General features: G+C 51.2%; 12 protein-coding genes. 6 read left to right on the top strand and 6 right to left on the bottom strand.

Features of this window, described 5'->3' with window-relative positions; all coding sequences use genetic code 11:
- Nucleotides 1-488 precede the first annotated feature (488 nt).
- The 3 genes from QU597_RS20485 to QU597_RS20475 all read right to left on the bottom strand — a co-directional run bounded on the left by QU597_RS20485 (nt 489) and on the right by QU597_RS20475 (nt 7,085).
- Nucleotides 489-1,436 (bottom strand): metallophosphoesterase family protein, encoded by a 948-nt coding sequence (locus QU597_RS20485; RefSeq protein ID WP_310829604.1) that lies wholly within the window; start codon nt 1,434-1,436, stop codon nt 489-491.
- A gap of 100 nt (nt 1,437-1,536) precedes the next feature.
- The gene (bglX, locus tag QU597_RS20480; RefSeq protein ID WP_310829603.1) at nt 1,537-3,705 is read right to left on the bottom strand and encodes a beta-glucosidase BglX; all 2,169 of its coding nucleotides are present in this window, start codon (nt 3,703-3,705) and stop codon (nt 1,537-1,539) included.
- 32 nt (nt 3,706-3,737) lie between these two features.
- Nucleotides 3,738-7,085, bottom strand: coding sequence for a GH36-type glycosyl hydrolase domain-containing protein (locus tag QU597_RS20475; protein WP_310829602.1), 3,348 nt, complete (start codon nt 7,083-7,085; stop codon nt 3,738-3,740).
- 367 nt (nt 7,086-7,452) lie between these two features.
- On the opposite strand from QU597_RS20475, the gene QU597_RS20470 reads away from it, so the two are divergent.
- The 4 genes from QU597_RS20470 to QU597_RS20455 all read left to right on the top strand — a co-directional run bounded on the left by QU597_RS20470 (nt 7,453) and on the right by QU597_RS20455 (nt 12,043).
- The gene (locus QU597_RS20470; RefSeq protein ID WP_310829601.1) at nt 7,453-8,388 is read left to right on the top strand and encodes an ABC transporter permease; all 936 of its coding nucleotides are present in this window, start codon (nt 7,453-7,455) and stop codon (nt 8,386-8,388) included.
- Nucleotides 8,389-8,409: 21 nt separating this feature from the next.
- Nucleotides 8,410-9,306: a carbohydrate ABC transporter permease gene (locus tag QU597_RS20465; protein WP_310829600.1), complete on the top strand. Its 897-nt coding sequence runs from the start codon at nt 8,410-8,412 to the stop codon at nt 9,304-9,306.
- Between the two features lie 77 nt (nt 9,307-9,383).
- Nucleotides 9,384-10,958, top strand: a complete 1,575-nt coding sequence (locus QU597_RS20460) for a DUF3502 domain-containing protein (protein WP_310829599.1) — start codon at nt 9,384-9,386, stop codon at nt 10,956-10,958.
- A 68-nt stretch (nt 10,959-11,026) separates the two neighbouring features.
- A complete protein-coding gene (locus QU597_RS20455; RefSeq protein WP_232380916.1) occupies nt 11,027-12,043 on the top strand; it encodes a LacI family DNA-binding transcriptional regulator in 1,017 nt (338 codons plus the stop codon).
- Between the two features lie 39 nt (nt 12,044-12,082).
- Here QU597_RS20455 and QU597_RS20450 read toward each other — a convergent pair whose 3' ends face one another.
- The 3 genes from QU597_RS20450 to QU597_RS20440 form a co-directional block, all read right to left on the bottom strand.
- Nucleotides 12,083-12,601, bottom strand: coding sequence for a YfiT family bacillithiol transferase (locus QU597_RS20450; protein WP_310829598.1), 519 nt, complete (start codon nt 12,599-12,601; stop codon nt 12,083-12,085).
- Nucleotides 12,602-12,671: 70 nt separating this feature from the next.
- Nucleotides 12,672-13,523 (bottom strand): P-loop NTPase family protein, encoded by an 852-nt coding sequence (locus tag QU597_RS20445; protein WP_310829597.1) that lies wholly within the window; start codon nt 13,521-13,523, stop codon nt 12,672-12,674.
- A complete protein-coding gene (locus QU597_RS20440; protein WP_370656202.1) occupies nt 13,520-14,305 on the bottom strand; it encodes a DUF817 domain-containing protein in 786 nt (261 codons plus the stop codon). The genes QU597_RS20445 and QU597_RS20440 overlap by 4 nt, the downstream gene beginning before the upstream one ends.
- Before the next feature lie 57 nt (nt 14,306-14,362).
- Here QU597_RS20440 and QU597_RS20435 point away from each other — a divergent pair, with 57 nt between their 5' ends.
- Together QU597_RS20435 and QU597_RS20430 are read left to right on the top strand one after the other, a co-directional pair.
- Entirely contained in the window at nt 14,363-15,094 is a 732-nt protein-coding gene (locus tag QU597_RS20435; RefSeq protein ID WP_310829596.1) for an SDR family oxidoreductase, read from the top strand.
- Nucleotides 15,095-15,142: 48 nt separating this feature from the next.
- Nucleotides 15,143-16,135: a Gfo/Idh/MocA family oxidoreductase gene (locus QU597_RS20430; RefSeq protein ID WP_310829595.1), complete on the top strand. Its 993-nt coding sequence runs from the start codon at nt 15,143-15,145 to the stop codon at nt 16,133-16,135.
- Nucleotides 16,136-16,164: the final 29 nt, after the last annotated feature.

Raw genomic sequence — 16,164 nt, 5'->3', positions numbered from 1 at the left:
AACTGTTGCGGCCACCGCCCGGGTAGGCAGCGTCAAAGATAACGTCGTCAAGCCGGTTGACGGCTTGGTTAACGACACGAACAAGATGATGTTCTGGAATGACTTCCTTTACATCCATGGCAGGCAAAGTTGGTCCATGGTCCATGGTATATTGAAATGTACAAAAGAAACCTCTCCTTTAAAATGGTTGGTTGCACTTCCGTTTTAACAAAGGAGTTGTTTCTTTTTTGCGTTTTTATTAATATTTCAGTACAATTCCCGCTTAAACAGCGGAGAGAACGGACTGATTGTGGAAAAGCGGCAGCGGTCGCCTTGGTCTCCGGATTTTCACCGCTAAGGGGAATGTAAAAAATCTGGAGACCACAGCGATTGGAACAACGGTCCGTTCGCGGAGCGTCCTCACAGAGAGCAACCGTATATCCAGCTCCAAAAAAAGGGGCATCCCTGCCATTTCATGGCTTTTGGGACAGCCCTTTAATACTCATCAATTATTCTGGCTCATGAACAGGCTGCTCCATCATAGCAGAACCGTCCTCCAACCGAAGCCAGGTGTCAAAATCCTTGCTGCCGAGCGTCATCCGGATGACGCGGGCGCCGCGCATGAAGTCTTCTCTGCCGTAGGTGTTGTAGCCGGTGGCCCGCCCGTAGCAGAGGCGGATGCCATGCAGGCTGCCGGTATAGTCGTTGACGTGATCATGTCCGCAAAAGGTGCCCCGCACATCCTCCATTTCCAGCAAGGCCGCGAATAATCCGGAATTGATCACCGGTGAACAGACACGCTCGAATTTATGTCCGCGGCAGATTTGTGTATCCCACATTTCCTGGTATTCAGGAAGCGGGATGTGAAAGAAGGCCAGCGCCGGCAGCTTAGCCGCGCCTGCCTGCGGATTCAGCCGCGCAGATTCTCCGGTCAGCCAGCTGATCTGATCCCGCTGAACCCAGTTATAGCCCGGAACATGCTCCACTTCGGAATAGCTGCCGGTATCCAGGAAATATAGCAGGGCGGCGGCCCGGCCGTCCGGACCTGCGATTTCAAGACTGTAATTGCCGGTTCCGGCAATTTCTTCGGGACCCGGTTCCGCCAGGGTGTGGGGATGCTCCAGGGCAATCTGCATCAGCTCCCGGCGGGTGATCAGCCTCTCGGTATCATGGTTGCCGAATACAAAGGCCCAGGGAATGCCGGCGGTCTCCACCGCGGCTACAGCCTCCCGGAAGGCTTGTTCAGGCTGGGTACATTCCTGTTCTCCCGGAGATACAGGTCCGGTATAAATAAGATCCCCTGTGAATACGACCAGATCCGGCTGCTCAGCTTCAAGCACGCGTTCCATCAGATCGCGGGTACGCTGGTCCTCGGCTCTTCCGTCCATCCAGTGAAGATCGGTAAATTGCACAATGGTAAAGGTTCCGTCTTGCCGGAACGATAAATTGCCGCTCATCCTTACATTCTCCTCTCAGGTTCACTGAAAAGCGCCAACCGCCTATTTCACCAAACAGGTGTAAGGGTGTGGCGCTTTCAGTTATACAGCTATAGTGAGATCAGCCGATCCAGATCCGTTCTGTGCTGCAGTCTCCGGAATTCCGGCCGATCATAATGTCAAATTCTCCGGGCTCAAAGATCAGCTGATCGTCCTTGCCGTAGAACATCAGCATGTCCCTGGTGATTTCGAAGGAGACCGCCTGTTTCTCATGCGGGGCAAGCAGCAGCTGGCGGAAGCCCTTCAGCTCTTTGACCGGACGCACGACACTTGCGCTGACATCGCGGATATAGAGCTGGACGGTCTCTTTACCGGCAATATCCGAAGAATTCTCTACCTCAATTGAAGCTATGATTACATCATCCGACTCAGACCGTTTAACCGCAAAGCTGCTGTAAGCAAAATGCGAATAGCTTAGCCCATAGCCGAAGCAGAACAGCGGGTCATTGGGACAGTCCAGATAGCGGGTGACATAACGGACCTGCGGATACTCGGGATCATAGGGGCGCCCGGTCTGATAGGCGTTATAATACACCGGGATCTGTCCCACCGTATAGGGAAAGCTCATCGACAGGCGTCCGGACGGGTTATAGTCCCCGAACATTACATCTGCGAGCGCATTTCCGGATTCTGTCCCGAGGAACCAGGCCTGCACCAGGGCGTCACTGGCTTCAAGAACAGGCTTCAGCTCCAGCGGACGGCCGCTGAATACAATAGTAACCACCGGCTTGCCGGTATCCTTCAGCCGCCAGATCAGCTTCTCCTGATTGGGGGACAGCCGGAGGCAGGACTTGCTGCCGCCTTCTCCGGTATCCTGCTGGTTCTCGCCTACGGCAACCAGAATGACATCGCAATCTTTCAGCCGGGTATACGCTTCCTCTGTTTCATCCGCGACATCAAAGATTCCCTCCAGCATGCTGCCCAGCTCACCGGTCATGGCCGTGAGAATATCTCCGGCAGAGGTTTTTTGCGCAAGGCCTGAATATAACGATACGGCGGAATCCTGGCCGGTCCCGGACCAGCCGCCCAGCACATGAACGGAGGCCGCGAAGGGACCGGCCAGGCCGATCTTCATCCCCCGTTTAAGCGGCAGTACCTCATCGTCATTTTTCAGCAGCACAACACATCCAGCAGCCAGCTCCCGGGCAGCCTGACGGTGCTCCCCGCTGGGTTCAGCCGCCTCATCTGCCTGCGGATCGGCATCCTTGAACGGATTGTCGAATAGGCCCAGCGCATCCTTAAGCTCCAGCACCCGGATGACCGCTTCATCGATCAGGGCGGCGTCCAGCCGGCCTTGCTCCACAAGCTCCGCACCATGGGCAAGATAGTGGGTGGACATCATCTCTATATCAAGTCCGGCAGCCAGACTTAGCTCTGCGGCTTCCCGGCCATCCTGCGCTGCGCCATGGGGGATCAGCTCGTTGACGGAATTGAAATCGGCGATCGTCACCCCGCCGAAGCCCCATTCCTCCCGCAGAATACCGCGGAGCAGCTGTTTATTCCCGCTTGCCGGGATGCGGTCTATGGTATTGAAGGCAGCCATCACCATCGCAACCCCGGCATCAACGGCCGCTTTATAAGCAGGCAGATAGAAATCGCGCAATACGCCGGAGGACAGATCGACCGTATTGTATTCGCGCCCGCCCTCGGGCGCACCATAGGCGGCGAAATGCTTCACGCAGGCAGCGATGCGGCCTTTTTCCCTCAGATCATTGCCCTGGTAGCCGCGGACCATGCTTGCAGTAACCAGGGCGTTCAGGTAAGGATCTTCGCCGGAGGTTTCCATCACGCGCCCCCAGCGCGGATCGCGCACAAGATCGGTCATCGGGGAGAACGTAACGTGAATCCCGGCAGCAGCACTTTCCTTGGCCGCAATAGCAGCAAACCGTTCACAGGCCGCCAGATCAAAGCTTGCGCCCATCGCCAGCGGGATCGGCAGGATGGTCCGGTAGCCGTGGATCACATCCGCCATGAAGAGCAGGGGGATCCGCTGGCGGCTATTCTGCAGATGCCGGGTCTGCAGCTCAATTACATTCCTCGCCCCGATGCCATTAAGGACGCTGCCGATGCTATGAATTACATGCTGCTTTATGTTCAGCTCCTTGAACGGACCCGTTAAATCCACTGTATCGTCCAGACCCCAATAGTGAGGACCCAGCTGGGTGAGCTGGGCCAGTTTTTCGTCCAGCGTCATATCATTCACAAGATCTTGGATAAACGGTTTCGTCATGGTTAACTCCTTCTTCCACAGCGCACGGAAATTTATTGGGTTAAATAGATGTGCAGTTCTCCGTCCTTTAATGCAAGCAGGATATCTTTGGAAATGCCCGCAGCACCAGGACGGTACGGATTGTCTAAAACCTGCCCCGGAACGGGTTGCCCGTCTGCACGTACCTCCAGAGTGCGGGCCGGGCCGGAGCGGATGTGATAAACAAAGGTGATCGTGCGCCCGAAACACTGATAAGTGAAGCGCAGGCCATCCAGGCCGGAAGGCAGAACCGGATCAATAATAAGGTTATCCCTCATGAAACGGATGCCCAGAATGCCTGAAACCAGCTGATTCAGATAAATGCCCGGACCGCTGGAATACAGCCGCCAGCCGCCCTTCACTTCCACGCTGCCGGTGCGCAGCTGGTCAAAATGCTCGTGATAGCTGTAGCGGTCAGGGAAATCCCCGTCCGAGCTGCTGAAATACATATTGCTCTGGCGCAGCTTCGCGTTAGGAACGCTGTTCTGAATCAGAATCGGATTGATCTGGAACAGCCCTTCCCAGGCGCGGTCTCCTTCGCCGAGCTTGGCCGCCGCCTCCAGATAACGGATATGGGCATGCACATACTGCAGGCTGATCTCACGGCCGACATTGGCCGCCTGCTCTGCACGGCGGAAAATCGTGCTGACACCGCCTTCGTACCGGGCCGGGCGGTCCATCAGGCGTATGCCATCCGGACATTTAAGATGCTTGTCGATCAGCCGCAGATTGGCTGCGGCCTGTACCGGATCCACCAGCTCTGCAATAATACTGCGGGTCATCGGCAGCAGGCGGTAATGGATTCCCGTCTCTTTGTCTTCGGGATGGAGCATATATTCGATGGTCTCAGCATCCTTGAAGTAAGCGAAGCCGGCAATAACCTCATCCTTAATCAGCAGGGAGTGGAAGGAGGACTTCATCTCCTGAGCCATTCCGGCAAGACTGGATGAGAATTCCGGATCGAATGCGGTCACCTGCGACAGGTTGCGGATGACCTGGAACGCCAGGGCTACCGTCCACGCACTGACCAGCCGTGTCTTCAGCGCTTCGTCGGCAGGCTGCAGGGTATCATCCCAGTCGCCCCCTGCATAAGAAAGAAGGGCAGTCCCGTTCAGGAAACGCTTACGGATCGTTTCAACTGCTGCCTTGACATGCTCCAGAAGAGACTCCGACTGCCGGCTTGGCAGCGCATCCGCCAGCTGGTGGTAGATTACCTGTTCTTGAAAAATAGTACAATCCCCGGTCGCCATCACGTAGTCACCGATGCATTTCAGCGGCCAGAGCACCACATCGCCATGCCATTCCGGTGACTGGACCGGATGCCTGTCGAACATGAACCACTGCGGCCACTCCCGGGTCTCCCACAGCTGATGAGCGAAGATCTCCAGCAGGACGTTCCGGGCCAGTTCATAATGCTGGGTCATCAGGAAGTACTCCATCGGCCCCTGGCATACATCCCGTGTTCCCCAAGCCGCTCCGCCAGGCTGCTCCAGACCGTGCGGCACGATGAAATGGGTCATGGCATTATGGGTATACCACCATGCGGTTTCGTTGAGGATATCCATCTGCTGCTGCCGGACGCCTGCAATCTGCAGCCGGAAGCGGGAGCTGAAGGCTTCATAGAAATCACTGTATTGTGCTGCTTCGGTCCCGAAGCAATAGGCAGTGAGCGGCAGACTCTGCTCATCCGTAAGCCTTCCCTGCATCACCAGCTGGAAGCCTGCGGACTGTGCGACTGAGATCGTGAGCAATGTCCCGTTGCGCGGCTGGCAATCTTCATAGAAGATCCGGTCATCGCTGACCGTGTAAGCGGTACCGGGAAGCTGTATGTCATAGTGCAGTCCTGGATAAGGATGGTTCTGCCGCACCTCTTCAGCAGGGAGGATGTGCAGAATTTCATTAGCGAAGCTGACGCTCACCGGATGCCGGAATTCATGCTCACCCATCACCAGCTGATTCGTAACGAGGAAATCATAGACTCTGCCGAGCCTGGAGTGCACCTCCAGCACAATATCCGCTTGCCTGGCCGCGGCAAAAGCAGTGACCGTCAGCGTATCCTCTTCCAGCTGGTAATGCCATTTGGCAAAGTTGACACCCATTTCATAAGCGGCCGGAAGCGTGAGCATCCGGTAGACAGCCCCCATACGGATGTACATGCGCTGTCCTGTATTCTTGAGAATATTCAGCAGGCCACGCGGTGTGGAGAGCAGCTTATGGAAGGAGGTATTGCCGACAACCGTCTGACCGTTAAAAATACCGTACATATAGTTCGTGGAGGTAATCAGGTTGTTATTGACCTGCTTATCGTCCAGCAGAGTGGTGATGATATGCCCGTGCGGGCGTTCAACCAGCAGCTCCTTGGGCTGCAGGACGACATGGACATGGTCCGGAGTGAAAAAGGACAGCAGCTGCCCGTCTTGGAATTCTTCCAGCCGGCGGTCGGGATAAAATGCTGTAACCTCCTCCAAGGACCACTGCCCGGAGACATAAGGCTGGCCGTATTCCTTACAAAGGGTGACGGTTTCTCCGTCCTGCAGCGGCTCCTGCTTATGCCAATCGATACGGTCATAGGCAGCCTGCAGCTCAGCCCCGAATTCAAGGGAGGATACTGCAGCGGGATGATCCGGACGGAAGAGGCCATAGAAGGCGAATTCCGTAGGTCCATTCAGCTGTATTTGCTCCGTCTGCAGACCTGTGTATGACAGCTCATATTGATAGTTCAGGCTGGGCAGTCCGGTCTGCAGGACTTGGGGGAGCGGGTCCGCTTTATAGGATAAGCCGAAAAACTGCATTCCGTCCGTGGAGTAGCCCACTGCGCGGGTCCCCAGCACACCTTGCTGCAGGTAGGGAAACGCAGTGCCTTGCGGCTGATTTTGGCGTGAGCATACTACATATCCGTGAGGACCTTCCAGGATGCTGTGACCGAGATATTGACTCATATACAGTTCATTGGACAGCACGCCGCCCTTATCTGCGACACCGATATCCTGTCCGTAGATCACATCGACCGTTTCTCCGCTTCCTGAGAGCAGAACATGCCAGAACCAGATGCCATCGGCTGCAGGAGCAAAGGTCACCTTGTAATCGATCTTGTCTATAGAGCCTTGTAAAATCAGCCGTTCGTTATTATAAGACAGTCTGGAGCGGGAACGGATGCCGAGCAGCGGATAGCTGGCAATGCCCTCTGCCGTGTGCACACGCAGATAAATATTATTGGCCGAGCCGTCTAGCGGATTACCCTGGAACTGATTGATGAGGAACTGCGAATGGGTGAATTCGTAGATATCTCCGGCAGGCAGGAAAATGTACCTGAAATCATCCCGGATCAGGGTAATCAGGTTCGTATGTTGTGTGAAGATCATAACAACCCTCTCTTTCGTGCAGCATGGATATGACATGAAATTGGATGGAAGGGGAATTCATGACCAGATGCCACAATATGGAGTGATCTTTTCACAAGAAAATTGGAATAAAAACGTTTCCATGTTAGATACACCTCGATATTAGTCTCCAAAGCAAAAAATGTCAATCCTCTATGGATTTATCGCTGTTTCAGAAGATTTACCCCTAAAACTAGTGTATTAGTACTTAAAAATTAAAAAATAATTTCAATTGACAGCGCATACATTTCAGGAGTATGCTCTTCGCAAGGGGAGTTCCAAAGAAATGATGGAAACGTTTCTATACCGTTCAATTACGTTATTACCGTTCAAATTGGAGGTGGGCTCATTGGCAAGACTTATGCATAAGGGTGGGAATATTGTCAGGGAAATCATTAAAAACAGAGTCCTGTTTCTCATGCTGCTGCCTGTTATCCTGTATTTCGTAATTTTCCACTATGCGGTAATGCCCGGCGCTTATGTCGCATTTGTGGACTACAATCTCAACAAAGGTATTTTCGGAAGCCATTTCATCGGCCTGAAGAATTTCGAATTCCTGGTGCAGAACGGTGATCTCTGGAATATTACGAAAAATACGCTGCTCTACAATCTCGTCTTCCTGGCGCTGGGCAATATCATTCAAATCGTATTTGCGATTATGCTGTCTGAAATCTCGGGCAAATGGTTCAAAAAGGTTTCCCAGTCTGTCATTCTCCTGCCGAACTTCATTTCCATGGTTATCGTGGGCGTGTTTGCCTACAATATCTTCAACTTCAACTCCGGTTTTATCAATACCCTGCTGGTCAGCACCGGACTCGACCGTTACGAATTCTATTCTGATCCGGGCATCTGGAAGTATATTATCGTCGCCTTCAAGATTTGGGCCAGTACCGGCTATGGCATGATTGTCTATCTCGCCACCATCACCGGAATCAATCATGATCTGTATGAGGCGGCCTATATGGATGGAGCCACAACCTGGCAGCGGATCCGCTATATGACCCTGCCGATTCTGAAGCCAACCTTTATCCTGCTGCTGCTGTTCGGGATGGGAGGTATTCTCAAAGGCTCCTTCGACCTGTTCTATAATCTGATCGGCACCAACTCCGTGCTGTATCCGCAGACGGATATCATAGATACGTATGTCTTCCGTTCACTGGTGGGGCAGTTCAACTTCTCCATGGGAGCAGCGGTGGGCTTCTATCAATCCTTATTCGGCCTGATTCTCGTATTGGTAGTTAACTTTATCGTACGCAAGGTCGAACCGGACAGCGCACTATTTTAGACAGAAACAGGGGTGATGATTATGGAAAAGAATACGATCAAACAGGACTCCGGCAGTATCCTTATTAAAGGGATCAGCTACTTCTGCGTCGCAATATTTGCGCTGTTCTGCCTGTTTCCTTTTGCGCTGATGATTTCCTCCTCATTCATGAACGAGCAGGAGATTGTCCGCGAAGGCTACAAGCTGCTGCCCAACGAAATTTCATTTAAAGCCTACGACCTGCTGCTCAATAACTCCACCCAGCTGGTGAATGCTTACCAGGTCACGATTTTTATTACCGTAGTGGGTACTGTGCTTGGACTGTTTATGATGTCGATGGCCGGGTTCGTACTCAACCGCAAGGATTTCAAATACCGGAATTTCTTTTCATTCCTGATTTACTTCACAACGCTCTTCAGCGGCGGCCTGATTCCAACCTATATTCTGATGGTCAAACACCTCCACCTGAAGGACAGCCTGTTCGCGATGATTCTGCCGGCGGTGGTGGGCGCCTGGTCCATTTTCCTGATGCGTAATTTCATGAAGGCGATCCCGGACTCCCTGTATGAATCTGCGACGATTGACGGTGCCGGTGACTTCCGCATCTATTGGCGGATTTTTATTCCCTTGGCGGTTCCGTCGCTGGCTACAATCGGACTCTTCTCGGCGCTGGGTTTCTGGAATGAGTGGTATAACGGGATGCTGTACATCGACACTCCGGCCAAATATCCGCTTCAATACTTTTTACAGCGGATGGTCAGCCAGACGAATCTTGGAGCACTTATTAACTCTGGAGCGGTCATCAATACCGCCGATCTTCCGACCCAGTCGATCAAGATGGCTACAGCGGTGCTGGCTACCGGACCGATCATTCTGCTATACCCGTTTGTGCAGCGTTATTTCGTAACCGGCCTGACGATCGGGGCTGTAAAGGGTTAATGGACGTCTGCCTTCCGAGGGGCGTTTATTATAAATGAAGACATTCGTAAATAGAAGAGAAAAGGGAGGCTTACCGAATGAAAGGTAAAAAGATTGCGTCTTCTTTAATTGCTGTCCTCATGCTTAGCGGAGTTTTGTCAGCCTGTTCATCTAACAACAATGAGCCCGCTAACGATGCGGAAGCTACGAAAGCACCGGAAACATCTGCTAATACAGGCGGAGTAGATACTTCCAAAGAAGCCAAGCTGACGTACTACCTGTGGGGCAGTGAAGGGGTTCAGAATAAGGCCATCCTTGGCGAGATTAACAAAAAGCTCAAGGCGGATCTCAACGCTACTATTGAAGTGAAGTATATTGACTGGCCGGATATTGCCACCAAATACCCGCTGTTATTCGCATCCGGCGAAGCCTTTGATATGTCGCACGCTTCTCCGGGAGCACCGGTCTCCTATTTTACATTAGCTAGTGAAGGCGCACTGGTAGATATCACGGAGATGCTGGACAAAGTCGCACCGAAGCTGAAGGCGGAAATTCCCGACAGCGCTTGGCAGAACACGAAATACAAGGGCAAAATTTATGGTGTTCCGAGCTTGTACAGTGAGTACACACCTTACGGTTATGCCTACCGTTCAGACCTGCTAAAGAAATATGGCATGGACAAAATCACTTCGATTGCAGATATGGAAAAATACATGGATAATGTGGTCGCCAATGAATCCTACCCGCCGATTAACGGCAAGGCGGAAGATGCGGCGAACATGTTCAGAATGCTGGTTGATACTACGGGAATGTGGCTGAATGCACCGGGGATTTCGCTGAATGAGCTGAATCTGGTTACGAAGAGTCCCGAGGACTATAAAACCGTCTTCCATCCGGCGTTCACCCAGGAGTTCGAAGACTGGGCTGTGAAGATGCGCGAATGGGCGGATAAAGGCTACTGGAGCAAGGACGTGCTGTCTGCTACTCTGGGCGGCAAGGATAATTTCAGAGCAGCCAATTCTGCAGGTTATCTGACCCATGCCCAGGACTGGATCGGCCAATATGGTGCAGATATGAAGGCACAGCCGGAGTCGGATCCCTATTTCTTCACCTTCGCGGAAGCGAATAAGAAAATCAAACGTAAGATGGGTGTAGACAACTCGACGGTAATCAGCACCAATTCGGCTAATCCGGAACGTGCACTGATGGTCATTGAAAAGTTCATGACAGATGAGAGCTACTACAACCTCATTCAATACGGTATTGAAGGCAAGCAATATGTGATTGAAAACGGTATTAAGAAGTTCCCTGCAGGCTACAATGAAAAAACAGACGGCGGCGGCTTCGCAGCCTGGTCGCTCCGCAATGACAAGTTCGTGATTCCTAGCGATACCGAAAATCCGATCCGTAACTCCCTGTTCGCTGAATGGGATAAAGTTGCAATCGATGATCCTTACAATGGCTTCAGCTTCGATCCGTCCAATGTGACTACAGAAATTGCTTCGATCTCGAACGTGAATTCACAGCTGGGCATCCAGCTGATGCTGGGCAAAACCAGCAAAGATCCTAAAGAAGCCGTTGCAGAATACCGCGATCAGCTGAAAAAAGCAGGAATTGACAAGGTCATTGCCGAAGTAGAGAAGCAACTGGCTGAATTTGTTCCTGTCAACTAAGGAACGTTATAAGGTGTAAAGGAGCTATGATCCGATATAGCTCCTTTACCCATAAATGGAGGAGTAAAGTGGACGTAAATATCAAGGATATCGCGCGGATTTCCGGTGTGGGCATCTCGACGGTTTCCAGGGTAATCAATAACAAGGGACTCGTGAGCAAAGCCACGCGGGAAAAAGTGCTGAGTGTGGTCAAGGAATACAATTACATTCCCAATTCCAACGCGCGGAATTTGAAAACAACACAGTCTAAGAATATTGCACTGATGGTCAAAGGAATCACCAATCCGTTCTTTTCCAATATGATCAAGGAAATTGAACGGCAGGTTAATCTGCGCGGATATCCGTTTCTGATCCAGCAGGTGGAGGATGGAACGGATGAGATCAATGCGGCCATCCAGCTGGTGAAAGAGAAGAATCTGTGCGGGATTATCTTCATGGGCGGAACCTACAATCATTCGGAGGAGAAGTTCAAGCAGCTGACGGTTCCGTTTGTGCTGACGACCATCACCTCTACGCAGGAAGTGGACCCGGCTATCTTTTCCAGTGTGATTATCAATGAATTGAAGGAAGCCTATAAAGCGACCAATTATCTGATCTCCCTCGGGCATACAAGGATCGGATTCCTGGCCAAGTCTCCTTTATTGGATGAGACGACAGGCAACAGGCGGTTCCTGGGCTACAAGCAAGCGCTCGAAGAGCATGGCCTGCCCTACGATGCCGGGCTGGTCGAGGACTGCGAATACAGCCCCAGCTCGGGCTTCAATGCCGCGCGGAGACTGCTGAATAAGAATAAGGGACTTACAGCAATGTTCGCCGCTTCGGATACAATTGCCATCGGTGCAGCCAAAGCGGTGCTTACCGCCGGTCTGTCGATCCCGGATGATATCTCGATCATTGGTTTTGACGGGATCGAAATGGCTGAATATTATCACCCCTCGCTCGATACCATCAGCCAGCCGGGTACGGAAATGGCTCTGTCTAGTGTGGGTGTCCTGTTCGACCTCATTTCCGGACGGTCAAGCCATCAGCATATTGTTTATGATGCGGTGTTGCTCAAACGCGGCTCCTGCAAGATGATTAACTGAAAAGACAGGGATCTGTGATGATCCCTGTCTTTATTTTTATTACCAGCCCTTACGATTACACAAAGAAGTAATATGTGCAAGATGATGCTTTCCGTGCCAAGCATAGATTCCTATATTTTTACCTATTGAAACTTCACCTGATTCTGGATGAATAAAGGTCTTTTTCATATCAGCAGGAGTTAGACCACGTAACAGGTTAGTCCAGCGTTTGTGCAATGTTTCGAGGAGTAAAAGTGAAGTATCAACGGGCAACTTAGAATCTGATAGTTCAGCCCATTTCTTTTCATCATAGGGTTTAATTATAGGACTTTCTTCTGTAAGAGCCAATTTAAAGCGAATGAAGGCATTCATATGACTATCTGCAAGATGATGTATTACTTGCCGAACAGTCCATCCTCCGGAACGATAAACTGTATCCAGCTGTTCATTATCTAAGTCTTTTACAGCATCCCGTAATAATCCTGGTAAATCTTCAATCTCGTTTATCCAAACACTTGTAACCTTGTTAGTAATTTCACCATCAAATTGAAAAGTGCCAATTGGGTATTTCTGATCCATCCACTTGATCCCCCTAAAAATCCCATGTTTTTTGTCCTCTAATACCTTTACAACTAAAATGTTGTTCCCGCTAAACCGAGCTGAAATGATCTGCCAGAATCTGTGCTAATACTTGCTTATACCCGTCGATATCTAAAGCGGAGTTATCCACCCTATGTTTGGCTATAGGCAGACTGTTGAATATTTCTGCTTCCAGTTCCTTTCGGGCCTTCAGCACCTGCAATGTTCCTTCTAACCCGTGATACCCCTGCTGCGCCCCATACCCCTGGTTTGTATAATAATCTATAAATCCCTCCGACCATTCCTTGGGCCTTTCGTGAACAGCCTTTCTGAATGAACGATCAAGATCGTTCTGCTCTACGTAAATCAGCAGCGGCTTCAGCGGCTTGGCAATTGCGGCCAGCTCTGCGACATAGCTTATAACGGCTTCTTTTGCTGCGCCATACTTAATCATCCCTACAGTTACAGGATTTTGTATGAAACAGCAATCAAAGATATAGGTGTCCGGGCTGTGTTGAGCATCCGCTGCGAATCTTCTCCAACGCTCTGTGATCAGAATCCTGTTGTGCTCCAGCGGCAATTCATAAATATCATGACTGGAGACGGCAGCCAGCAGTTCATCCGGGAAATCCGTTCCTAATTCCTGTCTTATTTTCCGGTATTCCAGAAAGTGCCGGTCACCTTGTGTAATCAACCGCTCACTCACTAACTCTTTATACTTGGCATGGGTATTCCAAAATTCAGCGAGTTCAGCTGCCGTAAAACAGGCAACCCCCTCATAGTCAGCAGGATGGTCGGCATTTCCCTCTAAGAATAGCTGAGCGCTAAGGTTCATTTCCTTGAGCAGCTCATGGATTAGGCCCGCGGTCGTTGTTTTCCCTGAGCCCGGTAATCCTTCGATCAATATTAACTTCGGTTTCATATGATTTTTTTCCCCATCCCCGCTTTAACATGTTTTAACTGGGCTACAATAATGACGCTAATGATGACGAGCAGGAACCATGAACTGATTTTACCGAAACTGACAGGGTGCCAGGCCTGCTGCTGATCAGGATATTTCCAGGCATTAAAAAAGGTAGCCACATTTTCGGCCAGCCAGATGAAGAATCCGACGATGATAAAAGCCAGCGATAAGGGCATCCGGTAGGTAACGGAGCGTACCCGGTATATAATCCAGGTTCTCCAAAAGACAACGAATACAAGTGCTGTCAGCAGCCAGCGGAAATCAGGAATGAAGTGATGGGTGAAAAAGTTGAGATAGATGGCGCCGCCCAGTATCCCCGCAGAAGCAAGCCCCGGCCAGCCGGTCATATCCATCTTCAGCCTGCGCCAAATCTGGCACATAAAGCTTGCGACACTTGCATACATAAATCCGCTATAAAGCGGTACACCAAGTAACTTGGTAAGCCCGGGCTCGGGGTAGGACCATGATCCCATGCTGACTTTATAGATTTCCAGCAGCAGGCCGATCAAGTGGAATATACAGATGACTTTGATTTCATCCCAGGTCTCCAGTCCGCTGCGGTACATCAGATACTGTACAGTAAGGAGTATAATCAGAACAGCATCATAGCGGTAGATGAAAGGAATCTCAACCATGCTGGAAAGCGCCAGCGTACCAAAGATCGCTACAGGAAAAATACAGCTCATCGCCTGATGATAGCCAAAATGCAGCAGCTGTATGACGGGTTTCAGTGGTATCATCTCCTTAGTGAGGATTATCCCGCAAATGTACTTATAGAATCAGCAGGAGGCGGAAGGATGCAAAAGAAATGGGTTATGGTAACCGGCGCTGACCGGGGTGTCGGACTCAGTCTGGTTAAGCAGCTGCTTGATCAGGGCTATCATGTGTTTGCCGGGCAGTATCAACAAGAGAATGATAATGCACTGGGTCAGCTTAAGGCAAGCTATAAACAGCGGCTGCAGGTGCTGCAGCTGGATATAAGCAGTGAAGATAGTGTGAAGCTTGCGCTGGATACGGTCTCAACCGTTACGGACCGGGTGGACATTCTGATTAACAATGGTGCGGTTCTGGGGGATATACAGGCTACGGTGCAGGATGAGCTGGATTTTGCAGAAATGGAGCAGGTATTCAAGGTGAATACGCTGGGGGCGCTTCGCATGTCGAATGGCTTAATGAAGTCGCTTCTCCGCAGTGAGAGCAGGCTGATCGTCAATATTTCCTCAGAGGCTGGCAGCATCGGAGCCTGCCGGCGAACCAGCTGGTACGCCTATTGTATGTCCAAGGCAGCCCTCAATATGCAGTCTCAGCTGATCCACAATGGGATCTCGGAGCAGGGCGGTAAGGTGATGGTCATTCATCCGGGGCATGTTCAGACTTATATGCAAGGCAAGCTGGATACAACGGGAAGTCTCACTCCCGATGAATCGGCCCGGCACATCCTGCAATTGATTGAGAACCGCCTGAAGCAGAAAGAGGAGGGGCAGGAGCTTACGCTCACCGATTATGCCGGTAATAGGCTGCCGTGGTAGAATAATAATCCGGATATAACTAAGACATAACATTAGGAGCGATCAGCCTTGAGTGCAGCAAAACTCTGTTTCATCGGTGCAGGCTTTCATGCATCGACTAACATTTATCCAGCTGTAATTGGAGCAGGAGCGGACATTACAGCGATATCGACCCGTGATCTGGAGCGGTCGAAGGCGGCACTTCAGCGGTTCGGCAGCCGTGGTACGGCGTATGACGACTATCATTTGATGCTGGAGCAGGAGGAGTGCGACGGCGTTGTGGTCGTTGCCCAGCCTGGGGATCAGACCGCTATGGTGCTCGATTGTATCAGAGCCGGCAGAAATGTCTATGTGGACAAGCCGCTCGGCTGGAATGCTGATGAAGCGCAGCAGATCGCGGATGCTGCCAAACAAGCCGGAGTGATTGTAATGGTAGGGTTCATGAAGCGCTACGCCCCTGTCTATAAGAAATTGAAAGAGCTCATAGATGGAGGAACTCTGGGCGCTGCCCGTTCTTTTCAGGCGACTTTCGCTGTGGACAGTACTCCTTTTTGCAAAGACGAGGAGCAATTTATCAAGCTGGCAGCCATTCATATCATAGATCTGATGCGGTTTCTGTTCGGGGAAGCGCCACAGGTCTCGGGATTCAGCGGCAGCAGCGGCGAATTCATCTCACAGAGCATTGCGCTTAAATTTGAAAACGGGATTGTCGGCAATGTGTATTTTACCGGAATGACGGCCTGGTCCAGAGAGAGTGAACGCTTGCTGGTTACATTTGATCATGGCTTCGCCTCTGCTGAAGAGATCGATAAGCTTGTTATCCATAAATCGCGGACCGGTGATTCTTTGCCTTGGCAATCGCTGGAGGAGCAGGATTCCGTATTTACGCCTTCCGCTTCACCGATGTCCGGCGCATATCGCGATTTATACCTGCGCGGATTTGTGGGTGAGATGGCACATTTCATGGAATGCTGCACACAGGGGACCCTGCCGCTATCGAACGGGCGGGATAATGTGATGACGATGGATTTGTGTGACCGTATTTTAGCGGCTTTGGTGTAGTTATGCTGTAATTTGAAAATTGGTCAAGT

The organism is Paenibacillus pedocola, assembly GCF_031599675.1.
Lineage (GTDB): Bacteria > Bacillota > Bacilli > Paenibacillales > Paenibacillaceae > Paenibacillus_AQ > Paenibacillus_AQ pedocola.
This window is presented reverse-complemented; position numbering and strand designations above follow the sequence as displayed.